General features: G+C 64.3%; 20 protein-coding genes and 1 pseudogene. 14 read left to right on the top strand and 7 right to left on the bottom strand.

Annotation, left to right across the window (positions count from 1 at the left end):
* Genes FUT88_RS22030 through FUT88_RS22020 form a run of 3 tightly spaced genes read left to right on the top strand, consistent with a single transcriptional unit; the run spans position 1 to position 3631 of the window.
* A complete protein-coding gene (locus FUT88_RS22030) occupies positions 1 to 876 on the top strand; it encodes a M24 family metallopeptidase (protein ID WP_147218380.1) in 876 nt (291 codons plus the stop codon).
* A 17-nt stretch (positions 877 to 893) separates the two neighbouring features.
* Positions 894 to 2702, top strand: a complete 1809-nt coding sequence (locus FUT88_RS22025) for an SDR family oxidoreductase (protein WP_147218378.1) — start codon at positions 894 to 896, stop codon at positions 2700 to 2702.
* 32 nt (positions 2703 to 2734) lie between these two features.
* Entirely contained in the window at positions 2735 to 3631 is an 897-nt protein-coding gene (locus FUT88_RS22020; RefSeq protein WP_147218377.1) for a metal-dependent hydrolase, read from the top strand.
* Between the two features lie 66 nt (positions 3632 to 3697).
* On the opposite strand, the gene FUT88_RS22015 is transcribed toward FUT88_RS22020, so the two are convergent.
* Complete coding sequence (locus FUT88_RS22015; protein ID WP_147218375.1) at positions 3698 to 4549, bottom strand: pyruvate, water dikinase regulatory protein; 852 nt, start codon at positions 4547 to 4549, stop codon at positions 3698 to 3700.
* A gap of 230 nt (positions 4550 to 4779) precedes the next feature.
* Here FUT88_RS22015 and ppsA point away from each other — a divergent pair, with 230 nt between their 5' ends.
* From ppsA to FUT88_RS22000, 3 genes are all read left to right on the top strand, one after another.
* Positions 4780 to 7167, top strand: coding sequence for a phosphoenolpyruvate synthase (ppsA, locus tag FUT88_RS22010; protein WP_147218373.1), 2388 nt, complete (start codon positions 4780 to 4782; stop codon positions 7165 to 7167).
* Positions 7168 to 7344: 177 nt separating this feature from the next.
* On the top strand, positions 7345 to 7770 hold the full coding sequence (locus FUT88_RS22005; protein WP_147218371.1) for an NfeD family protein: 426 nt from the start codon (positions 7345 to 7347) through the stop codon (positions 7768 to 7770).
* A gap of 49 nt (positions 7771 to 7819) precedes the next feature.
* Complete coding sequence (locus tag FUT88_RS22000; protein ID WP_102067135.1) at positions 7820 to 8746, top strand: SPFH domain-containing protein; 927 nt, start codon at positions 7820 to 7822, stop codon at positions 8744 to 8746.
* Between the two features lie 20 nt (positions 8747 to 8766).
* Here the strand turns inward: FUT88_RS22000 and smpB are convergent, their stop codons facing one another.
* On the bottom strand, positions 8767 to 9213 hold the full coding sequence (smpB, locus tag FUT88_RS21995; protein ID WP_147218369.1) for an SsrA-binding protein SmpB: 447 nt from the start codon (positions 9211 to 9213) through the stop codon (positions 8767 to 8769).
* A gap of 125 nt (positions 9214 to 9338) precedes the next feature.
* On the opposite strand from smpB, the gene FUT88_RS21990 reads away from it, so the two are divergent.
* Positions 9339 to 9776, top strand: a complete 438-nt coding sequence (locus FUT88_RS21990) for a type II toxin-antitoxin system RatA family toxin (RefSeq protein ID WP_009238217.1) — start codon at positions 9339 to 9341, stop codon at positions 9774 to 9776.
* On the top strand, positions 9763 to 10128 hold the full coding sequence (locus FUT88_RS21985) for an RnfH family protein (RefSeq protein ID WP_147218367.1): 366 nt from the start codon (positions 9763 to 9765) through the stop codon (positions 10126 to 10128). Before FUT88_RS21990 ends, FUT88_RS21985 begins: the two co-directional genes overlap by 14 nt.
* 9 nt (positions 10129 to 10137) lie before the next feature.
* Here FUT88_RS21985 and FUT88_RS21980 read toward each other — a convergent pair whose 3' ends face one another.
* Together FUT88_RS21980 and FUT88_RS21975 are read right to left on the bottom strand one after the other, a co-directional pair.
* Positions 10138 to 10677: a DUF4124 domain-containing protein gene (locus FUT88_RS21980; protein WP_147218365.1), complete on the bottom strand. Its 540-nt coding sequence runs from the start codon at positions 10675 to 10677 to the stop codon at positions 10138 to 10140.
* A 154-nt stretch (positions 10678 to 10831) separates the two neighbouring features.
* Positions 10832 to 11776, bottom strand: a complete 945-nt coding sequence (locus tag FUT88_RS21975; protein WP_147218363.1) for a DMT family transporter — start codon at positions 11774 to 11776, stop codon at positions 10832 to 10834.
* A 154-nt stretch (positions 11777 to 11930) separates the two neighbouring features.
* On the opposite strand from FUT88_RS21975, the gene guaB reads away from it, so the two are divergent.
* From guaB to FUT88_RS21955, 4 genes are all read left to right on the top strand, one after another.
* A complete protein-coding gene (gene guaB, locus FUT88_RS21970) occupies positions 11931 to 13394 on the top strand; it encodes an IMP dehydrogenase (protein ID WP_102067139.1) in 1464 nt (487 codons plus the stop codon).
* A 123-nt stretch (positions 13395 to 13517) separates the two neighbouring features.
* Positions 13518 to 14096 (top strand): hypothetical protein, encoded by a 579-nt coding sequence (locus tag FUT88_RS21965; RefSeq protein ID WP_012761917.1) that lies wholly within the window; start codon positions 13518 to 13520, stop codon positions 14094 to 14096.
* On the top strand, positions 14071 to 15690 hold the full coding sequence (guaA, locus tag FUT88_RS21960) for a glutamine-hydrolyzing GMP synthase (protein WP_147218361.1): 1620 nt from the start codon (positions 14071 to 14073) through the stop codon (positions 15688 to 15690). Before FUT88_RS21965 ends, guaA begins: the two co-directional genes overlap by 26 nt.
* A gap of 270 nt (positions 15691 to 15960) precedes the next feature.
* Positions 15961 to 16164, top strand: a complete 204-nt coding sequence (locus FUT88_RS21955) for a cold-shock protein (RefSeq protein WP_027677448.1) — start codon at positions 15961 to 15963, stop codon at positions 16162 to 16164.
* Positions 16165 to 16240: 76 nt separating this feature from the next.
* Here FUT88_RS21955 and FUT88_RS21950 read toward each other — a convergent pair whose 3' ends face one another.
* A complete protein-coding gene (locus tag FUT88_RS21950; protein WP_147218360.1) occupies positions 16241 to 16885 on the bottom strand; it encodes a DUF5074 domain-containing protein in 645 nt (214 codons plus the stop codon).
* A 36-nt stretch (positions 16886 to 16921) separates the two neighbouring features.
* The gene (locus tag FUT88_RS21945; RefSeq protein WP_147218358.1) at positions 16922 to 18142 is read right to left on the bottom strand and encodes a helix-turn-helix domain-containing protein; all 1221 of its coding nucleotides are present in this window, start codon (positions 18140 to 18142) and stop codon (positions 16922 to 16924) included.
* 87 nt (positions 18143 to 18229) lie between these two features.
* Between FUT88_RS21945 and FUT88_RS21940 the strand changes: the two genes are divergently transcribed.
* Entirely contained in the window at positions 18230 to 19000 is a 771-nt protein-coding gene (locus tag FUT88_RS21940; RefSeq protein ID WP_147218356.1) for a DUF899 domain-containing protein, read from the top strand.
* Entirely contained in the window at positions 18975 to 19748 is a 774-nt protein-coding gene (locus FUT88_RS21935) for a DUF2182 domain-containing protein (RefSeq protein WP_147218354.1), read from the top strand. Before FUT88_RS21940 ends, FUT88_RS21935 begins: the two co-directional genes overlap by 26 nt.
* 19 nt (positions 19749 to 19767) lie before the next feature.
* Here FUT88_RS21935 and FUT88_RS21930 read toward each other — a convergent pair.
* Positions 19768 to 21278: pseudogene (locus FUT88_RS21930) on the bottom strand (UxaA family hydrolase).
* Positions 21279 to 21291: the final 13 nt, after the last annotated feature.

Here is a 21291-nt window from a genome sequence, read left to right as displayed (position 1 = left end):
ATGCCGAACCCCACCCTGGCGCGCGTCCATGTCGACGAACTCGCCCAGTTTCGCGAAATCCAGCAGCTCGCTTACGCGTGCGTCGAAGCCGTCGGCGACATGCTGCGCCCCGGCATGACCGAGAAGGACGCGGCCAAGCTGCTCACCGAATGGCTTGGCGATCGTGGCGTCCATGATTGGCTGCACAAGCCGTTCGCGTGGTTTGGCGACCGCACCGCGTTCCAGGGCTTGTCGGGCCTGACGCATATGGCCGGCTTCAACCTGGCGTTCTTTCCGTCGTCGCGGCGGTTGGAAGAGAACATGCCCGTCATCCTCGACGTGGCGCCCGTGCGCAATGGCGTGATCGCCGATGTCGGCTATGCCACGTGTCTCGGCGAAAACGCCATCCTCGAGCAGCTGCAGGACGACTTGATGGCGCATCGTGAGTTGATCGTGCGCTTGATCCGCGAGCGTCGGTCGATGGCCGACGTGGCCCGTGCGGTGGACCAGCTTTGCATGAGGCAGGGCGTGGAGCCGCGTCACAAGGCGTATCCGTTCAAAGTGCTGGCGCATCGCGTGGCCAAGCTCGACAGCCCATCGAAGCCGCGTTTCGTTGCGCGCTTCGGGCTGAACGCCACGCGCAACCTGATCCTCGACCAGGTGCGCAGCGGCAAGCAGGAAGGGTGGTCGCCGCTGTGGTCGATCGATCGTCGATCCGAACACGCGCCGGTGCCGGGCCTGTGGGCCGTCGAGCCGCACCTCGGCTTCCATGGCGTGGGCGCCAAGTTCGAGGAACTGCTCGTCATCACCGAAGACGACGCCTACTGGCTCGACGACGATCTGCCGCACGTGCGCCGCTGGCAGCAGCGTCAACTCGCGCAGCAGCGCGCTGCCTGACGTACGCGGAGGCCCAGATGAAAATGCTTCTTGAAGAGGCCCCGTTGGCGTTGTTCGAATCGACCGCAGCGGTTTCGCCTAACGACTATTCGGAGCGGATGGTGCAGTCCGGCAGCGTCGCGCTCGCCGTCAAGACGTGGGGCAACCCGGCGCATCCGACCGTCGTGCTGGTGCACGGCTATCCCGACAACAGCGAGGTCTGGCACGAGATGGCACCGCTGCTCGCGCGCGACTACTACGTCGTTGCCTACGACGTGCGGGGTGCAGGCCGGTCGAGTTCGCCCAGCGGGATGCGCAATTACACCTTCGCGCGGTTGACCGATGACTTCATCGCCGTGATCGAAGCGCTGAGCCCCGGCAAGCCCGTGCACCTGATCGCGCATGACTGGGGTTCGATCCAGTCGTGGGAATTCGTGACAGAGGCGCGCCTGCGCGGCCGCATTGCGTCATACACGTCGTGCTCGGGGCCGTGCCTGGACCACGTCGGGCACTGGATGCGCGCGCGACTGCTGCGCCCGACGCCGTCGTCGCTGGGCAAGATGCTGGGCCAGCTCGTGCGATCGTGGTACGTGCTGCTGTTCCATTTGCCGATCGTGCCGGAACTGAGCTGGCGCCTGTGGCTGGGGCGGGCGTGGCCGCGCGTGCTGCGTCGTGTCGAGAAGACCGTCATCGAGCCGCGCCCCACGCAGACGGCCGATGGCGTGCGTGGTGTGTCGCTGTATCGCGCCAACTTCATCCGCAGCCTGTTCACGCCGCGCAAGCGTGTCGCACATGCGCCGGTGCAGGTGATCGTGCCGATGCTGGACAAGTACGTCAGCCCCGCGTTGTCCGAAGACCTCTCGCGCTGGGTACCGCAGTATTGGCGCCGCGAGGTTGTGGCTCGGCACTGGCTGCCGGTCACGCATGCCGCACGCATGGCCGAGATGGCGCGCGAGCTGATCGAGCACGCCGAGGGCAAGCCGGAATCCGAAGCGCTGCAACGCGCGCGTCAGCATGGCGAGCGCAAACCGCTGTCCGGCAAGCTCGCTGTCATCACCGGGGCCGGCAGCGGCATCGGTCGTTGCGCGGCGCTGGAATTCGCGGAGCAAGGCGCAGCCATTGTCGCCGTCGACATTCGTGCTGAAGACGCAGAGCGCACCGCCAAGCTCGTCCGCCTCACCGGAGGCAAGGCGTGGGCGCGTACCGTGGACGTCGGCAACGCCGAGCAGATGGAAGCGCTGGTCGATTGGGTCGGCAAGGAGTTAGGCGGCGCCGACATCGCCGTCAACAACGCGGGCATCGGTATGGCGGGCGGCATTGTCGACACGTCCGAGCGCGATTGGCAACGCATCCTGCACGTGAACGTGTGGGGCGTGATCCACGGTGCGCGCCTGTTCGCCAAGCAGATGGTGGCGCGCGGGCAGGGCGGGCACATCCTGAACACCGCATCGGCAGCGGCCTTTGCGCCATCGCGCGATCTTGCCGCCTATGCGACGACGAAGGCCGCGGTGCTGATGTTGTCCGAATGCATGCGTGGCGAACTGGTCGGGCAAGGCATTGGCGTGTCGGCCATCTGCCCCGGTTTTGCAGAGACGGGAATCATGGCCTCCACGGTCTACACCGGCACGACCGAGGCACAGCAGGCGCAACTGCGCGCCCGCGCGACGAAGCTCTACCAACTGCGGGGCCTCAAGCCCGAGACCGTCGCGAAAGCCATGTTGACTGCGATTCAGCACAACAAGCCCGTCGTCACGATCGGTATCGAGGCGCATTCGTCACGCTTCATCTCGCGCTACGCGCAATGGCTCAGCCGGCTGATCGCGCGCGTGAGCATGGCCGGGCATTGAACCCGCGCCGACATGAACATCCGGAGACCACCATGACCGCGCCCGATTATTTCATCAAGGCACGCCACGTCCGTTTCGACTGGAAGGACACGCCTATCCAGTGGATTCCCGGCGATCCGTCCAGCACGCACATCATCAACATCCTGAATCTGTTGTTTCCCGCTGGCGAGTTATGGTTTTGCCGCGTCTACAACAAGGCGCTGCCGCTGATTACCGACGCGAAGCTGCGCGCCGACGCCGAGGGCTTTCTGCGCCAGGAGGCCGTCCATTCGCGCTCGCATGGCGGCGTGCTGACGCATTACTACAAAGACCACGGCATCGATACCCAGCCTTTTACCAAGCGGCTCGACTGGCTGTTCTCCAAGGTGCTCGGCGAACAGCCGCTCGGTCTGAAGATCGGCCACACGTGCTTCTGGCTGCGGCAGCAACTCGGCATCATCGCCGCGCTCGAGCACTTTTTCGGCTATCTGGGCAACTGGGTCCTCAACGCAAAGGGGCTGGACGCCGCCCGCGCCGATCCCGTCATGCTGGACCTGTTGCGCTGGCACGGCGCGGAGGAAGTCGAGCACCGCACCGTCGCCTTCGACATCTTTCGGCACATGGGCGGCACGTATCTCGAACGCTGCTTCCACATGCTGACCACGATCCTGTTGCTGCTGTATTTCCTGGTGACGGGCTTCCGCTTCATGCACAAGCGCGATCCGGGCGCGGGCAGGTTTCCCGGCTTTATCCGCGGCTGGTGGTATGGCTCGCGGCGTAACTGCCTGCCCTCGTTCTGGAAGATGCTGGGGGCCGCGCTGCGCTATTTCCGGCGCAGCTATACGCCGCATGATGAAGGCTCAACCGAGCAGGCGCTGGCCTATCTGGAAACATCGCCAGCCGCGCAAGCTGCGGCGCACGGCGGCAACTGGGTGCGCGATCGCGCCTGACCGGCACAGAAAAGCAAAACGCCGGTGCAATGCCGGCCGTTTTGCTTGTGCTTTGGCGTCCTACGCTCAGTAGTTGCCGTGCTCCATCTTGATGTCCTGCAGGATCGTCGTGGCAATTTCCTCGATCGACTTGTGCGTTGACGACAGCCACTTGATGCCCTCGCGCCGCATCATCGCTTCGGCCTCGTTGATCTCGTAGCGGCAATTTTCCAGTGCTGCGTATTTGCTGCCTGGGCGACGTTCATTGCGGATTTCCGACAGGCGCTGAGGGTCGATCGACAGCCCGAAAATCTTGCTCTTGTAGTCGTACAGCACGGTGGGCAGCTTGCCGCGCTCGAAATCATCCGGAATGAGCGGGTAGTTGGCCGATTTCACGCCATATTGCATCGCCAGGTACAGGCTGGTCGGCGTCTTGCCGCTGCGCGATACCCCCACCAAAATCACATCCGCCTCGGCCAGGTTCTTGTGTGACTGCCCGTCATCGTGGGCAAGTGAAAAATTGATCGCTTCGATGCGGTTCTTGTACGCCTCGGTGTCAGCATTCTGGTGAAACCGGCCAATGGCATGCGTGGACTTGAGGTTCAGCTCCCTCTCGAGCGGCTCGATGAAGGTCTGGAACATGTCCAGGATGGTGGCCTTGGCCCGATGGACGATCTCGTTTGCCTCGGCATCCACCAACGTGGTGAAGACGATCGGCCTCACCCCTTCGACGTGAAACGCCTCGTTGATCTTGGCGACCGCAACATGCGCCTTGTCGATCGTGTCGACAAACGGAATCCGCACCTGGCGGAATTTCATCTCAAACTGCGCCAGGATCGAGTGGCTGAAGGTTTCTGCGGTGATCCCGGTGCCATCCGACACGATGAAAACGGTCCGGAAAGGTGTCCGGTTGGGAGATGCGGAGGCGAGGTCGGTCATCGAAAACGAGGGGTTTTTCCAGCACGCCGGCAGGAAATCGTGCTGCGGCACGGTAGAATAGCGGCGATCGTTTAGCTAAGCAATTCGGGCCAATTGCCTGCCAGGCGCTGCCGCAGCGGCAATCCTGGCATGGCTTCCGGATGATTTAGCCAAGCGATTCGTACGGCCAGACGACAAGAAGAAAGCCCCGTGCGGATCCGACCGGTTTTTCACTTAGTTTAGGGGCTTGTATGACTAACCTGTCGCAAGACGGCGCCTATGTGCTGCCGTTCGAGCAATTGCGGATGACCGATGTCGAGGTCGTTGGCGGGAAAAACGCTTCGCTGGGCGAGATGATCTCCCAGCTGGACGGCGCCGGCGTGCGCGTTCCGGGCGGTTTTGCCACCACGGCACTGGCGTTCCGCGATTTCCTTGCACACAACAACCTGACGGAGCGCATCTCGCAGCGTCTGGCCAGCCTCGACGTCGACGACGTCAAGGCGCTGGCGGTCGCCGGCAAGGAGATCCGCGAGTGGGTCGCCACCGCGCCGTTCCAGCCGCGTCTGGAGAAGGAGATTCGCGAGTCGTACGCTCGCGTGTCGGCCCGCGAAGGCGCCGAGGCATCGTTCGCGGTGCGCTCCTCGGCCACGGCGGAAGACCTGCCGGACGCTTCGTTTGCCGGCCAGCAAGAGAGCTATCTCAACGTGCTCGGCATCGACGACGTGCTCGACAAGATCAAGCACGTGTTCGCCTCGCTGTACAACGACCGCGCGATTTCGTACCGCGTGCACAAGGGCTTCGCCCATGACGTGGTCGCCCTGTCGGCGGGTATCCAGCGCATGGTGCGCTCGGACTGCGGCGCCTCGGGCGTGATGTTCACCATCGACACCGAATCGGGCTTCCAGGATGTCGTTTTCATCACCTCCAGCTACGGCCTGGGCGAAACGGTGGTGCAGGGCGCCGTGAACCCGGACGAGTTCTACGTCTTCAAACCGACGCTGGCCGCCGGCAAGTACCCGATCATCCGCCGCTCGATCGGCTCCAAGCTGATCAAGATGGAATTCACCGCGCCGGGCGAAGAAGGCCGCGTGAAGACCGTCGACGTGCCGGGTGAACTCCGCAACCGCTACTCCATCAACGATGCCGACGTTGCAGAGCTGGCGAAGTACGCCGTCATCATCGAAAAGCACTACGGCCGCCCGATGGACATCGAGTGGGGCAAGGACGGCAAGGACGGCAAGATCTACATCCTCCAGGCCCGCCCTGAGACGGTGAAGAGCCAGGCGCACGGCAAGGTCGAGCAGCGTTTCCGCCTGAAGGGCTCGGCGCCGGTGCTGACCACCGGCCGCGCCATTGGCCAGAAGATCGGCACGGGCCCGGTGCGCGTGATCAACGATCCGGCTGAAATGGAACGTGTGCAGCCGGGTGACGTCCTGGTTGCCGACATGACCGACCCGAACTGGGAACCGGTGATGAAGCGCGCCTCGGCCATCGTCACGAACCGCGGCGGTCGTACCTGCCACGCGGCCATCATCGCGCGTGAGCTGGGTGTGCCGGCGGTGGTCGGCTGCGGCGATGCGACCGATCTGCTGAAGGACGGCACGCTCGTGACGGTCTCGTGCGCCGAAGGCGACGAAGGCAAGATCTACGACGGTCTGCTGGAAACCGAAATCACGGAAGTCCAGCGCGGCGAAATGCCGACGATCAGCACCAAGATCATGATGAACGTCGGCAACCCGCAACTGGCGTTCGATTTCTGCCAGATTCCGAACGGCGGCGTGGGCCTCGCCCGTCTGGAATTCATCATCAACAACAACATCGGCGTTCACCCGAAGGCGATCCTCGACTACCCGCAGGTCGACAGCGATCTGAAGAAGGCCGTGGAAAGCGTGGCCCGTGGCCATGCCAGCCCGCGGGCGTTCTACGTCGACAAGCTGGCCGAGGGCATTGCCACCATCGCAGCGGCGTTCTATCCGAAGCCCGTGATCGTGCGCCTGTCGGACTTCAAGTCCAACGAGTACAAGAAGCTGATCGGCGGTTCGCGCTACGAGCCGGACGAAGAAAACCCGATGCTGGGCTTCCGTGGCGCCTCGCGTTACATCGCTGAAGACTTTGCCGAAGCCTTCGAGATGGAGTGCCGCGCCATGAAGCGCGTGCGCGACGAGATGGGCCTGACCAACGTCGAAGTGATGGTGCCGTTCGTGCGTACGCTCGGCCAGGCCGAGAAGGTTGTTGAGCTGCTGGCCAAGTACGGCCTGAAGCGCGGCGAGAACGGCCTGCGTCTGATCATGATGTGCGAAGTGCCGTCCAACGCGATCCTGGCCGAACAGTTCCTGCAGTACTTCGACGGTTTCTCGATCGGTTCGAATGACCTGACGCAGCTCACGCTCGGCCTGGACCGCGACTCCGGCATGGAGCTGCTGGCCAAGGACTTCGATGAGCGCGATCCGGCGGTCAAGTTCATGCTGCAGCGCGCCATCTCCACGGCGCTGTCGATGAACAAGTACGTCGGCATCTGCGGTCAGGGCCCGTCCGATCACCCGGATTTTGCCGAGTGGCTGGCGAAGGAAGGCATCTCGTCGATCTCGCTGAACCCGGATTCGGTGGTCGACACATGGCAGAAGCTCGGTTCGGCTTGAGCTTGAACTAGAGCGTTACAACGAATGTCGTAAGACAAGGCGCGTATCCTGACGGGTGCGCGCCAACAAGAACGCGAAGTGCCCGGCGGCGTCCAGCGCTGGCGGGGGCCGAGCGACATGCCCCCGCAGACGAACAGCGTCGCGGGGGTTTTTTTATGGGATTCAGGGAGAGGGAGTATGTCGGCTCAGACCGTCTGGTTTTCTCTGGCCGTGCTGCTCGTCATCGGCGAGCTGATGACGGGGACCTTCTATCTGCTGATGGTGGCGATTGGGCTGATTGCCGGCGGCCTTGCTGCGCTGATCGGCCTCGCATTTCCTGCGCAGGCCATCGTGGCCGCCATCGTGGCGGTGTTTGGCATCGTCGGGCTGCGGCGTACGCGCTACGGGCGGGCGACGCGCGAGAACGCCGCCCGTAATCGCAACGTCAATCTGGATATCGGCGAGACCCTGCGCGTCGACGCCTGGTCGCCGGAGCGCCGCGCGCGCGTGCAGTATCGCGGCGCCGCCTGGGATGTCGAACTTGCACCGCACGCGCCCGCCACAGGTGGCGAGTTCCGGATCGTCGAAGTGCGCGGCAACGTGCTCGTCGTCGCGCCCAAATAACACGCACATCGCACTCAAAACAACCAACAAGCTCAACCACGGAGGTTCTATGTTCGAGCTGGGGACTCTCGCGATCATCGTCCTGTTTGCCGCCATCGTGCTCATCGCGCAAGGCATCAAGATCGTGCCGCAACAGCACGCCTGGATTCTGGAGCGGCTGGGCAAGTATCACGCGACGCTCTCGCCGGGGCTCAACATCGTGCTGCCCTTTGTCGATCGCGTGGCCTACAAGCACGTGCTCAAGGAAATCCCGCTCGACGTGCCGAGCCAGATTTGCATCACCAAGGACAACACGCAACTGCAGGTGGACGGCATCCTGTATTTCCAGGTGACCGACCCGATGCGGGCATCGTATGGCTCCAGCAATTTCGTGATCGCCATCACGCAGCTCGCGCAGACGACGCTGCGCTCGGTGGTCGGCAAGCTGGAACTGGACAAGACGTTTGAAGAGCGTGACTTCATCAACCACAGCGTCGTCAATGCGCTGGATGAGGCGGCATCGAACTGGGGCGTGAAGGTGCTGCGTTACGAGATCAAGGATCTAACCCCGCCGAAGGAAATCCTGCATGCCATGCAGGCGCAGATTACGGCCGAGCGCGAAAAGCGTGCGCTCATCGCCGCATCGGAGGGTAAACGTCAGGAGCAGATCAACCTGGCATCTGGTGCGCGCGAGGCTGCCATCCAGAAATCCGAAGGTGAAAAGCAGGCTGCCATCAACAAGGCGCAGGGTGAGGCGGCGGCGATTCTGGCGGTGGCCGAAGCCAACGCACAGGCGATCCAGAAGATCGGTCAGGCCATTCGCACCGAGGGTGGTGTCGATGCCGTTAACCTGAAAGTGGCGGAAGAGTATGTGAGCGCGTTCGGCAACCTGGCCAAGCAGGGCAACACGCTCATCGTGCCGGGCAACATGGGCGACCTGAGCACGATGATTGCGTCAGCGTTGACGATTGTGAAGCAGCAGCGGCCGAGCGCGTAAAGGTCGGCAAGCGCGAGGGCTCAGGCCTTCTCGCGCATGAGGCGCGCTTTTTCGCGCTGCCAGTCGCGGTCCTTTTCGGTTTCGCGCTTGTCGAAGAGCTTCTTGCCCTTCGCCAAGCCGATTTCGCATTTCACGCGGCCGCGCGTGTAGTGCAGGTTGAGCGGCACGAGCGTGTAGCCGCGCTGCTCCACCTTGCCGATGAGCTTCCTGATCTCTTCGGCGTGCAGCAGCAGTTTGCGCGTGCGCACGGGGTCTGGATTGACATGCGTGGAGGCCGATTGCAGCGGGCTGATATGGGCCCCGATCAGGAACAGCTCGGCGTTACGAATGACGACGTAGCCTTCCTTGATCTGCGCACGGTTGGCTCGGATGGCTTTCACCTCCCAGCCCTCGAGAGCCATGCCTGCCTCGTAGCGCTCCTCGATGAAGTAATCGAAGAAGGCCTTCTTGTTGTCGGCGATGGTCATACGTTGGAATATGCGGTGCGCGCATTGGGGTGATGATCCCTGCATGCGCTGCGATAAAATGGCGAGTTTAACAAATCCGCCGCAATCCCAACCGGGGCGCGGCGCGCAAAGCTTTCGGATGACGCATGGCAGACGTTGAAAAAACCGTGTTGATTGGCTACTCGGCCGAACAGATGTTCGACCTGGTCACCGACGTCAAGGACTATCCGAACTTTCTGCCCTGGTGCGGCGGCGTGGAAATCTACGAGCAGACGGAAACGTCACTCGACGCGCGTGTCGATATCGCCTTCAAGGGCATCCATCAATTCTTTCGCACGCGCAACGTGCAAACGCGGCCCACCCGCATCGATATGACGTTCGCAGACGGGCCTTTCAAGTCGTTCACCGGTTTCTGGATCTTCACGCCGCTGCGCGCGGATGCCTGCAAGATCAATTTCCACCTGCATTACGAGTTTTCCAGTGTGATTCTGGAAAAGCTCATCGGCCCGGTGTTCAGCATGATCGCCAACACCTTCGTCGACTCATTCGTCAAACGCGCCGAGGCTGTGTATGGCGAGTCCTGAACCCAATTCCGTGATTGACGTGATGGTCTGCCTGGCGACGGTCACGCCGCCGCGGCTTGTCAACGTGCAAGTGCCGGCGCAGGCGACGGTGGCCGACGCCGTGCGGGCGTCCGGCTTGCTCAGCGGCGTGGATCTGACGATCGAGACCTGCCGGCTGGGTGTTTACGGCAAGCGCAAGACCCCCGATGCCGCATTGCATGCGCGTGACCGGGTGGAAATCCTGGGTCCGCTGATCGCCGATCCGAAGACCGCACGCCGGCGGCGTGTGCAGAAGGTGCGGGCCACGGGCACGCGCGAAGGGCTGAAGTGGCTGCGCAACGAGGCGCCGCCCAAAGACGACGTCCTCGAGTAAGTCTTAGTCTTAGCCGCAGTTCTGGTCCAGCACGGCCTGGTTGCGCTGAATGGCCTGGGCGCGCTGGTTGTCATCCATATACGAAAGCGACCCATCCGGCTGCGGCGTGGCATAGCGGCGACCGCCCTGGAGGTAGGCGGTGTCGGCGCGAAGGCGCTGGCATTCTGCCTGTTTGCGCTGGGCCTGCTCCGCCTGCTTGGCCTCGTCCTGTTCCTTCTTGGCGCGGTCGGCCATGCGCTTGCGCAATTCTTCGTCTGGGTTGGACGCGGCGACGCCGGAGGCCGGCTGGCGGGGTTTCGCGGCTGCGTTCGGGTCTGCCGCCTTGACGCCCGAGGCAGGTGCGGACAGCGCTTCATAGGCCGTGGCCGTGCGGCTGTTCGGGTTGCGGATGATGCGGCTGGGCGGCACCGACGGCGGCGGTGCAGCGTCGCTGTAGACCATGTGGCCCTTGTCGTCGCGCCATTGCCAGGCCCATTGCGCCTGGGCAACCGGGCAGGCAAGGGCGATCAGGGCCGCAGTGGCAGGCAACAGGACGTGCAGTCGTTTCATGGAGTTCTCGTTCGTGGACTGCCGACGGCGCGCTGGCCGACCCGACGACGGCCCCTCGACGCGCACGGGAGCCCGGTGGCGTGATCGCCACTCGCCAATCTACGCCGACGGCCTGGCTCGGCCTGTCGACTCGCCCCCCGGCAAGGCGCCCAGTTTATGCAGACTTGTCGTTGGCATGCAAGCGCACCGACCAGCCGACACCCAGGATGAGCAAGGCGATTGCGGCGATCTCAAGCGGGCGTGGCCAGCGGCCGTCGTACACGAAGCCATATGCCAGCGCAAACAGCGTCTCGAACACGATCATCTGGCCCGACAGCGTGAGCGGCAGCCGTCGCGAGGCGATGTTCCACAGGTTGTTGCCGATCAGCGACGCGCCAAGTGCCACGGCCGCATTGACCGCCCAGAACGTGCCCCAGATACGTCCGCCGGCGCTCATCCATGCTGTGCCGACCGTGAGCAGAGCCACCGTGATCAACGCTGCCGACAGAATGCCGCTCGAAATGCCATATAGGGCAGACCATTCGTTGCTGGAAAAATGCGGATTGCGCTGCAGGTAGCGGGCGTTGTCGACGGCGTACCACGTCCAGCTGCACAGCGCGCCGGCCGCACAGACGATGCCGGCAATGCGCTGCCAGATCGGCCGGACATTGGCCGCCGCGGCGGTGGCCTGATGTCCAAACAGGTCGACATTGATGCAGACAATGCCGGCAGCTACCAAGAGCAGCGGCCAGATCAGCCGGGAAAGCGGCACAGCGCCGTGGTCGCGCCGCCCCAGAACCGTGACGGTGATGGGCAAGATGCCGATGATCAGCGAGGTGGGCGCGACTCCGGCCAGTTGCACGGCGAAGGCCAGAAGTACGTAATAGACAAGATTGCCGCTGCAGGATTGCCGGACGAGCGCCAGGCAATCGGCGCGCGTTATCTTGCGGGCAATGCGGGGGAGGATCGGGCCGGCCGCAATGGCGGCGATGATGCCGTAGGCGAGGTAGCGGCCGAGGGTCAGTTCCCACGGTGAAAAGGCGGGCAGCGCGCGGGGCGCAACAAAGACCATGCCCCACATCGCCCCGGCCAGCAGGGCGCACAATACGCCAATTCCCATTCGAACACTCGCGAGGCTGATTCGGCGCGGCCGCTGGCGGCGCAGAGCGCTGGAGGTGCGTGCGCGAAGAAAAATTTATCGAGCATAGCACGGGTCTCTACAACCGTGGGGCGAATTCCCGTATAATCCGATTTTGCGCCTAGAGGAAATTGCTATGCGTCTTGTCCAGAAAGCACTCACGTTCGATGATGTGCTGCTCGTCCCGGCCTACTCGGCCGTCCTGCCCCGCGATACGTCCCTTCGCACCAAGCTCACCCGTTCGATCGAACTCGCCATTCCGCTCGTCTCCGCCGCCATGGATACGGTCACGGAAGCGCGGCTCGCCATCGCCATGGCGCAGCAAGGTGGCATCGGTATCGTCCACAAGAACCTGAAGCCGGAAGAACAGGCGCGCGAAGTCGCCAAGGTCAAGCGCTTTGAATCGGGCGTGCTGCGTGACCCGATCACCATCGGTCCGGACATGAAGATCCGCGACGTGATGGCGCTGTCGGCCCAGCACGGCATTTCGGGCTTCCCGGTGCTGGAAGGCAAGAAGGTGGTGGGCATCATCACCAACCGCGATCTGCGTTTCGAAGAGGAACTGGACGCCCCGGTGCGCGCCAAGATGACGCCGAGCGAGAAGCTCGTCACCGTCAAGGAAGGCGCCTCGCTGGAAGAGGCCAAGCGCCTGATGAACAAGCACCGCCTGGAGCGTGTGCTGGTGGTGGGCGAGGCTTTCGAGCTGCGCGGCCTGATCACCGTCAAGGACATCCAGAAGGCCACCGAATACCCGCTGGCGTCGAAGGACGAACGCGGTTCGCTGCGCGTGGGTGCGGCGGTGGGCGTGGGCCCGGATAACGATCTGCGTATCGATTTGCTGGTCAAGGCCGGCGTGGACGTGATCGTGGTGGACACCGCGCACGGTCACAGCCAGGGCGTGCTGAGTCGCGTGCGTTGGATCAAGGACAACTACCCGCAAGTGCAGGTGATTGGCGGCAACATCGCCACGGGCGACGCTGCCAAGGCGCTGGTCGACCACGGTGCGGATGGCGTCAAGGTCGGTATCGGCCCGGGCTCGATCTGCACGACGCGGATCGTCGCTGGCGTGGGCGTGCCGCAGATCTTTGCCGTGTCGAATGTGGCCGAGGCACTGAAGGGCACCGGCGTTCCCCTGATCGCCGACGGCGGTATCCGCTACTCGGGCGACGTCGCCAAGGCGCTGGCTGCCGGCGCACACACCGTGATGATGGGCGGCATGTTTGCCGGTACGGACGAATCGCCGGGTGAGGTGTTCCTGTTCCAGGGTCGCTCGTACAAGAGCTACCGCGGCATGGGCTCGGTGGGCGCGATGAAGGACGGCGCTGCCGACCGTTACTTCCAGGAAGACAACACCGCCAACGTCGACAAGCTGGTGCCCGAAGGTATCGAGGGCCGCGTGCCTTACAAGGGTTCCGCGTTGCCGATCGTGCATCAACTCACGGGTGGCGTCCGCTCGTCGATGGGCTACTGCGGTTGCGCATCGATTGCCGAATGGCACGAGAAGGCGCAATTTGTCGAGATCACCGCCGCTGGCATGAACGAATCGCACGTGCACGACGTGCAGATCACGAAGGAAGCGCCGAACTATCACCGCGACTGATCGCTTGCCGATCATCGCAAACAAGATAGAAGGCAAGCAGTACTGCCGCCGGGGTGCGCGGGCGCTCCGGCTGAATCAACCGGCGGCCGAAGCACGGGCGGCCGCCCGCAACTGGAGACGATGATGAAAGCGCTTTTGCGACTCGTTCTGTTTCTGGATGCGGCTGTCGCACTGTGCGTCGGTCTCGTCCTGCTGGCTTCACCGATGACGTCCATCTTCGGCGCGCTGCAATTGCCGCAGCCGGAGCCGGCGATGTACGGTCAGCTGCTCGGCGTCACGCTGATTGGCGTGGCGTGGCTGCTGTGGCACGCCACCGTCAACGGTCAACTGACGACCGCCGTGGCGCAGGTGGTCGGTCATGTGAACCTGGCGGTCGCCGTGCTGGTGATTGCGTGGCTGCTGTTCTTCCACCTGCCGGTGGACGGCGCAGGCCGCATCTGGCTGCCGACGTTTGCGGCGGTGCTGGCGGCGTTTTCCGCTGTGCAGATTCCCGCGTCGCGCCGTGTGCGCACCCATGAGCGCGTGCGCGCGCAGAAGGCCCGTGAAGATGCCGCGGCCGCGCGCGAACGCGAACGCGCAGAAAAGGCGCAACGCAAAGAACCTGGCTACATGCCGCCTCCGGGCTACGGCCCCGGCACTGAAGTCGACACGATTGCCGATTCCATTCCTCCACAACATGCACGACAAAGTCCTCATCCTTGATTTCGGCTCGCAGGTCACGCAACTGATTGCGCGGCGCGTGCGTGAAGCACACGTCTATTGCGAGATCCATCCGAACGACGTGTCCGACGCCTTCGTGCGCGAGTTCGCGCCCAAGGCGATCATCCTGTCCGGCAGCCACGCCAGCACCTACGAAGACCACCAGCTGCGCGCCCCCCAGGCCGTGTGGGACCTGGGCGTGCCGGTGCTGGGCATCTGCTACGGCATGCAGACCATGGCCGTGCAGCTGGGCGGCAAGGTCGAGTGGAGCGACCACCGCGAATTCGGTTACGCCGAAGTGCGCGCGCATGGCCACACTCGCCTGCTCAAGGACATCCAGGATTTCGCCACGCCGGAAGGCCACGGCATGCTCAAGGTGTGGATGAGCCACGGCGACAAGGTTGCCGAGCTGCCCCCGGGCTTCAAGCTGCTGGCCTCGACGCCAAGCTGCCCCATCGCCGGCATGGCCGACGAGGCGCGTGGCTACTACGCCGTGCAGTTCCACCCGGAAGTCACGCACACCGTGCAGGGCCGCGCGATGCTCGAGCGCTTCGTGCTGGAGATCGCCGGTGCCAAGCCGGACTGGATCATGCGCGACCACATCGAGGAAGCCGTCAAGCGCATCCGCGAGCAAGTCGGCGACGAAGAGGTGATCCTTGGCCTGTCGGGCGGCGTCGATTCGTCGGTGGCGGCGGCGCTCATTCACCGCGCGATCGGTGACCAGCTGACCTGCGTGTTCGTCGACCACGGCCTGCTGCGCCTGGACGAAGGCAAGATGGTGATGGACATGTTCGCCGGCCGCCTCCACGCCAAGGTCGTGCACGTGGACGCGTCTGAGCAGTTCCTCGGCCATCTGGCCGGTGTGACGGACCCTGAAGCCAAGCGCAAGATCATCGGCCGCGAGTTCGTTGAGGTGTTCCAGGCCGAAGCCAAGAAACTCAGCAACGCCAAGTGGCTGGCGCAGGGCACGATCTACCCGGACGTGGTGGAATCGGGCGGCACCAAGACGAAGAAGGCAACGACGATCAAGAGCCACCACAACGTGGGCGGCCTGCCGGAAACGCTCGGCCTGAAGTTGCTCGAACCGCTGCGCGACCTGTTCAAGGATGAAGTGCGCGAGCTGGGCGTGGCGCTGGGCCTGCCGCACGAAATGGTCTATCGCCATCCGTTCCCGGGGCCGGGCCTGGGCGTGCGTATTCTGGGCGAGGTCAAGCGCGAATATGCAGACCTGCTGCGCCGTGCCGACGCGATCTTCATCGAAGAGCTGCGCGGTACCAAGGCCACGGCGCAGGACGCTGCCGCCGGCATCTGCGGCGAAGGCGATGTCGGCAAGAGCTGGTACGACCTGACCAGCCAGGCGTTTGCGGTGTTCCTGCCGATCAAGTCCGTCGGCGTGATGGGCGATGGCCGCACATACGACTACGTGACGGCGTTGCGTGCCGTGCAGACCACCGACTTCATGACCGCACATTGGGCGCATCTGCCGTACACGCTGCTGGGCCGCGTGTCGAACCGCATCATCAACGAGGTGCGTGGTTTGAGCCGCGTCGTGTACGACGTGTCGGGCAAGCCGCCTGCGACGATTGAGTGGGAGTGAGGTTTTCTCCCCAAGTGGAAAGAAGCCCGCATGACGCGGGCTTTTTTCTGTCCAGCATCTGCGCCGGGACGGCCGACGGCGGCGCGCTATGTAATATTTGTTGACACATCCACGGAACACCTGTAGAACCAATCCCCGCAGGATCTTCAAGCAGTTACTCCGATGTTCTGGGTCGTCACGCCACGCGGTACTTCCTTTGCTCCATGTTTCTTCCTTGATTGTCGTGCCTGGTGAGCACAGGCTCATACAGAACTTTTTAGGATATCCAACATGGAAACCGGCACAGTAAAGTGGTTCAACGACTCCAAGGGCTTCGGCTTCATCACCCCGGACGCAGGCGGCAACGATCTCTTCGCTCACTTCTCTGAAGTTCAGGGCAGCGGGTTCAAGTCCCTCCAAGAGGGCCAGAAGGTTCGCTACGTTGCAGGCGTTGGCCAGAAGGGCCCGGCTGCCACGAAGATCGAAGCGATCTGATCGGTCGTTCATCTGCCAAGAAAAAACCCCGCATCGCGGGGTTTTTTTTCGGCTAAACGCATGCGCCACGGCTCGCCTATGCCGCCTGCTTGCGGGGCCGCCGTACCGCGCGAATCTTCCCCGTGGTGCCGCCGCCGCAAAAGAACTGATCGGCACCATCCGACTCCAGTCCCGACACGGTGATGCCGGCCGGCATATCAAGCTGCTCCAGCACTTCGCCGGTCTGCGGATCGATGTGCCGCAGCTCGCTCGTATCGCCTTCCCACGTGGCATGCCAGAGTTCTCCGTCGACCCAGGTGACGCCCGTCACGAACCGGTTCGACTCGATGGTGCGCAACACCTTGCCGGTGTCCGGATCGATCTGGCGGATCTTGCGCTCACGGTAATGACCGACCCACAGCGTGCCTTCGGCCCAAGCGAGGCCCGAGTCTCCGCCCGCACCGGGCGCTGGAATCGTGGCGAGCACGGTGCCGGTTTGCGGGTCGATCTTCTGGATGCGGTCTTCGGCAATCTGGAACAGGTGGCGCCCGTCGAACGCGGTACCGGCATGAGCGGGCACGTCGATGGAGCGCAGTGCCTTGCCGCTCTCGGGGTCGAGTTCCTTCAACTGGCCGCCGGCAGCAAACCAGACGTGCTGACCGTCGTAGGTCACGCCGCCTACGTTTTCAGCGCCGGGGAAGGGGCCGTATTCGCGCACGACTTCGGCGGTGGATCGTTTCATGTGGGGCTCGCTGGATTCGGTTGTGGAGTCTTCATCCTAGTCACTTGGCAGCGGCGCAGGGAGTAACAAGGTGGTCGCGAATCCGGGTACCGGCGGCGTCACCCAGCGGCGCGCGCGCCCGCGACCGAAGAACTGCACCTTACCGGCGGCGGCCAATGCGTCGAGCGCGCGCTGTACCGTGCGCTGGCTGGCCCCGAGCGCCAATGCCAATGCAGAGCTGGACCACGATTCCCCATCGGCCAGGCACGCCAGCACGGCGGCGTATTGCTCGTCGACGGGCTGTGCGAGCACGACGACGCTTGGTGCCGCGTGGGGTTGCAGTGCGAATCCGTGCTTGGTCGCCTTGACCGTGCCCAACGCACCAAGTGCCGTGCGCAAACGGCCGATCTCCACGCGCAGGCGCACACGGTGCGAGTCGTCCGGATGCCGGGTGCGGAATGCGCGCGCGATGAGGGCGTCTCGGGGCACGTCTTCCGGCCACGCTTCCGCCAATGCCCGCGCCAGCGTGAACAGCACGGGCCGCGTGGCGAGTGGGACGACCATATCGGTCTGTCGCACGGCGAGCCGGCACGCGTCCACCACCAGCGCTTCCGACGCAAACAGGGTTTCGACATCATCAAGACGCAGGACACGTTCTTCGCCGCGCGAGATGAGCCGCGCAGCCGGTGCGCTCAAGGCCTGGGCGGCACGTTCGACTTCGGCCGTGAGCGTCGGGATGCCGGCCTGACGCGCCGCGAGATCGGCGCCGCTCAAGGCTGCGCGTGCGGCGGTGGTCTGCAAACGTCGGATGGCAATGCCGGCGACGACGAGCGCATGTGCCGCCCGCAAGACTGCAGGAAGACGCGCCGGGCTTAGCGCGGCGAGCGCGGCTTCGGCGTCGTCAAGGCGGCCGATCAGCAACAGGCGGCGGATGCTGAGATATCGCGCATGTGCGGCGTTGACGTGATCACCGTGCGCCTCGAGCGTGGCGCGTGCCGTGTCGAGGGTTTTGGCGGGCCAGCCCAGATCGCGCGAGGCGAGGGCGACTTCGGCTTCCGCGACGATGCAGCGTGCGCGTGCCACGGCCTCGCGTGCGCCGAATGCGCGGGCGGCGCGGCGCAGCAGGAGCTTGGCGCGTGCCAGGTCACCGAGCTGCGCCATGGCGATGCCGCGCAGTGCGAGTGCGGGCGCGTCGTCACGCAAGGCGACGCGGTTCAGCGCTCCGAATGGGTCACCGGCGGCGAGTGCGCGGGCTGCAGCCGTGATCAATGAATCCATTCGAATCCCGCCACACTTGTCACTCCCGCCGTTTGAGGTCGGCGCCTAATCTAGCACACGACCACTCACCCAAAAACGGAGGCAAGCATGAGTGCAACACACCCGACAGCAACCCGCGCAACGTGGCTGGCAGAGCGCATTGAACTGCTCAAGGCCGAGAAGGAACTCACGCGCCGCAGCGATGAACTCGCGCGCCGCCGGCAGGCACTGCCGTGGGTTCGCATCGACAAAACCTATCGCTTTGAAACCGAGAACGGCAGCGCCTCGCTGGCCGATCTGTTTGGCGGACGTTCGCAACTGCTGGTCTATCACTTCATGTTCGGGCCCGACTACAAGGCGGGCTGCCCCTCGTGCTCGATGATTGCCGACGGCTTTGATGGCTTCGTCACGCATCTTGCGAACCACGACGTCACGCTGATGGCGGTGTCGCGCGGGCCGTTGGCCAAGTTACTGGAGTACCGGGAGCGGATGGGCTGGAGCTTCCCGTGGGCGTCGTCGGTGGGCAGTGATTTCAACTACGACTTCAACGTCTCGATCACGGAAGACCAGCAGCGCGCCGGCAGCGCCGACTACAACTACGTGCGCGGCAGCCACGTGATGGATGCATCCGACTTGCCCGAACCCGTGCAGCAGTTCGCCAGCATGTGCGGCACCGATGCGCCCACCTATGTGCGCGACCGGCCCGGCATGAGCGCGTTCGTGCTGGAAGATGGCGTCGTGTATCACACGTATTCCACCTACGCGCGCGGGCTTGACGGCTTGTGGGGCGCATACCAGTGGCTGGACCGCGCGCCGCTGGGCCGCAACGAAACCGGTGTCTGGTGGCGTCGCCATGACGAATACGCTCAGCAGCGTTGAGGCGTCGCGCGAGCATGCCGTGTCCGAGCGCGGCTTCGTGGCCGTCTCGGCATTGCTGTTCATCGCCAGCGCGACAGCGACGATAGCGTGGTGCAACGCCATGCCGGGCATGACCGAACTGCCGATGGCCTGGATGCCGATGTGCGGCCGGACGTGGTGGAGCTTTGCCGCGTCCTTCATTGGCATGTGGACAGGGATGATGATGGCGATGATGCTGCCGTCATTGCTGCCAATGCTGCGGCGGTATCGCGTTGCGCTTTACCTGACGGGCAAGCCGAACGTTGATGCGCTGACGGCGTTGGCAGGCGCGGGGTACTTCGCGGTGTGGGCGCTGGTCGGTGCGACGGTCTTTGCGCTAGGTGCAGCGTTGGCCCAGCTTGAAATGACGTGGCCGGTGTTGGCGCACGTGGTGCCGTTTGCCAGCGGCGCGGTTGTTCTTGCGGCCGGCGCACTGCAGTTCAGCGCATGGAAGGCGCGCCAGCTTGCACGGTGCCGTGCAGTGCCGGCGCCTGGGCGCGCTGCATGGCGATTTGGCTTGCGCCTCGGCCTGCGCTGCGCCGCGTCGTGCGCGAGCCTGACGGCAATCCTGCTGGTGACCGGTGTGATGGATCTGCGCGCAATGGCGGCTGTGTCAGCGGCGATTACGCTGGAGCGCCTGGCACCTGCGGGACAGCGTATGGCCCGCTGCGTTGGCGCGGTTGCCATCGGCGCCGGGTTGTTCTTGATGTTGCGCGCCGCGTTGCCCTGAGGCGTGCCGCGTACACGCGTTACATCACCGCGCCAAGCTGCCAGGGCACGAACTCGTTGTCGCCCAGGCCATTGAGTTCGCTCTTGGTGCGCGTGCCGGAGGCAGTGGCCAGCATCAGCTGGAACAGCGCCTCGCCGGCTTGCGCGATGCTGAGGTGGCCATCGACGATACCGCCGCAGTCGTAGTCCATGTCGAGTTCCATGTGCCGATAGAGCGTGCTGTTGGTCGCAAGCTTCAACGAGGGCACCGGCTTGCAGCCATAGGTGGAACCGCGGCCCGTTGTGAAGCAGATCAGGTTGGCCCCGCCTGCGACTTGGCCCGTGGCAGACACGGGGTCGTAGCCGGGCGTGTCCATGAAGACGAGGCCGTGCGTCTGCACCGGCTGCGCGTATTCATACACGGCCATCAGCCCGCTGCTGCCGCCCTTGGCGACCGCGCCGAGGGATTTTTCCAGGATGGTCGTGACGCCGCCGGCCTTGTTGCCGGGCGAAGGGTTGTTGTTCATGTCGGCGCCCAGCGTGCGGGTGTAGTGCTCCCACCAGGCCAGCCGGTTCATCAGCGCATCGGCCACGGCAGGTGTGGCCGCGCGTGCGGTCAACAGGTGTTCCGCGCCATAGATCTCGGGTGTTTCGGACAGCACCGCGGTGCCGCCGTGCCGCACCAGCAAATCCACCGCGGCGCCCAGCGCCGGGTTGGCGCTGATGCCGGAGTAGCCGTCGGACCCTCCGCATTGCAGGCCCACCGTGAGGTGGCTGGCTGGGACGGCGCTGCGTTCTGCCTGGTTCGCGATCGGCAGCATGTCGCGCAGCATGGACAGGCCGGCCGCAATGGCTTCACGCGTGCCGCCTTCTTCCTGGATCGTCAGCGATGCAAACAGGCCGGGTGTGCGCGCCCCTAGCATCTGCACGAGCGGCGCGACCTGGTTGACTTCGCAACCGAGTCCAACGATCAGCACGCCGGCAAAGTTTGGGTGGTCGGCGTAGCCGCGCAGCGTGCGCTGCAGCAGTTCCAGTCCTTCGCCGTTGCCGGCCATGCCGCAGCCGCTGCCGTGCGTGATGGCGACCACGCCATCCACGTTGGGAAATGCGGCCGCCTCTGCCTGGGCCGCTTGCACGATATGCCGGCACACGGTGGCCGAGCAATTCACGCTGGAGATGACGCCAATGAAATTGCGCGTGCCGACGCGGCCATCCGCCCGCACGTAGCCCTGGAACGTGGCAGCGTGTCGACGGGGACGGTGGCGCGGTACGCGTGGCCCACGGCGTGCTGGGCAGACGCGTGGGCCATGCCGATGTTGTGGACGTGCACATGCTCACCCGCACGAATGGCCACTGTCGCCACGCCGATGACCTGCCCATATTTGTGCACCGGCTGGCCCACTGCGATGTCGCGCATTGCGACCTTGTGACCGGCGGGAATGGCATCGCGGGTGGTCAACCCGGCGTTGAGTGCTGCGCCTGGCGCGAGCGCCACGCGCGCGACGGCCACATCGTCGTCGGGGGCAAGAAGAATGAGGGATGCGTCGGACATGATGCTTTGCAGG

The organism is Ralstonia sp. TCR112 (assembly GCF_007997035.1).
Taxonomy (GTDB): domain Bacteria; phylum Pseudomonadota; class Gammaproteobacteria; order Burkholderiales; family Burkholderiaceae; genus Ralstonia; species Ralstonia edaphi.
The sequence above is the reverse complement of the archived record's forward strand: the minus strand, read 5'-3'. Positions and strand labels throughout refer to the sequence as shown.

Bases quoted from the DNA above. Each gene is read 5' to 3' on its own strand.
- FUT88_RS22030 (WP_147218380.1), top strand. From the start codon at position 1: ATGCCGAACCCCACCCTGGCGCGCGTCCATGTCGACGAACTCGCCCAG.
- FUT88_RS22025 (WP_147218378.1), top strand. From the start codon at position 894: ATGAAAATGCTTCTTGAAGAGGCCCCGTTGGCGTTGTTCGAATCGACC.
- FUT88_RS22020 (WP_147218377.1), top strand. From the start codon at position 2,735: ATGACCGCGCCCGATTATTTCATCAAGGCACGCCACGTCCGTTTCGAC.
- FUT88_RS22015 (WP_147218375.1), bottom strand. From the start codon at position 4,549: ATGACCGACCTCGCCTCCGCATCTCCCAACCGGACACCTTTCCGGACC.
- ppsA (WP_147218373.1), top strand. From the start codon at position 4,780: ATGACTAACCTGTCGCAAGACGGCGCCTATGTGCTGCCGTTCGAGCAA.
- FUT88_RS22005 (WP_147218371.1), top strand. From the start codon at position 7,345: ATGTCGGCTCAGACCGTCTGGTTTTCTCTGGCCGTGCTGCTCGTCATC.
- FUT88_RS22000 (WP_102067135.1), top strand. From the start codon at position 7,820: ATGTTCGAGCTGGGGACTCTCGCGATCATCGTCCTGTTTGCCGCCATC.
- smpB (WP_147218369.1), bottom strand. From the start codon at position 9,213: ATGACCATCGCCGACAACAAGAAGGCCTTCTTCGATTACTTCATCGAG.
- FUT88_RS21990 (WP_009238217.1), top strand. From the start codon at position 9,339: ATGGCAGACGTTGAAAAAACCGTGTTGATTGGCTACTCGGCCGAACAG.
- FUT88_RS21985 (WP_147218367.1), top strand. From the start codon at position 9,763: ATGGCGAGTCCTGAACCCAATTCCGTGATTGACGTGATGGTCTGCCTG.
- FUT88_RS21980 (WP_147218365.1), bottom strand. From the start codon at position 10,677: ATGAAACGACTGCACGTCCTGTTGCCTGCCACTGCGGCCCTGATCGCC.
- FUT88_RS21975 (WP_147218363.1), bottom strand. From the start codon at position 11,776: ATGGGAATTGGCGTATTGTGCGCCCTGCTGGCCGGGGCGATGTGGGGC.
- guaB (WP_102067139.1), top strand. From the start codon at position 11,931: ATGCGTCTTGTCCAGAAAGCACTCACGTTCGATGATGTGCTGCTCGTC.
- FUT88_RS21965 (WP_012761917.1), top strand. From the start codon at position 13,518: ATGAAAGCGCTTTTGCGACTCGTTCTGTTTCTGGATGCGGCTGTCGCA.
- guaA (WP_147218361.1), top strand. From the start codon at position 14,071: ATGCACGACAAAGTCCTCATCCTTGATTTCGGCTCGCAGGTCACGCAA.
- FUT88_RS21955 (WP_027677448.1), top strand. From the start codon at position 15,961: ATGGAAACCGGCACAGTAAAGTGGTTCAACGACTCCAAGGGCTTCGGC.
- FUT88_RS21950 (WP_147218360.1), bottom strand. From the start codon at position 16,885: ATGAAACGATCCACCGCCGAAGTCGTGCGCGAATACGGCCCCTTCCCC.
- FUT88_RS21945 (WP_147218358.1), bottom strand. From the start codon at position 18,142: ATGGATTCATTGATCACGGCTGCAGCCCGCGCACTCGCCGCCGGTGAC.
- FUT88_RS21940 (WP_147218356.1), top strand. From the start codon at position 18,230: ATGAGTGCAACACACCCGACAGCAACCCGCGCAACGTGGCTGGCAGAG.
- FUT88_RS21935 (WP_147218354.1), top strand. From the start codon at position 18,975: ATGACGAATACGCTCAGCAGCGTTGAGGCGTCGCGCGAGCATGCCGTG.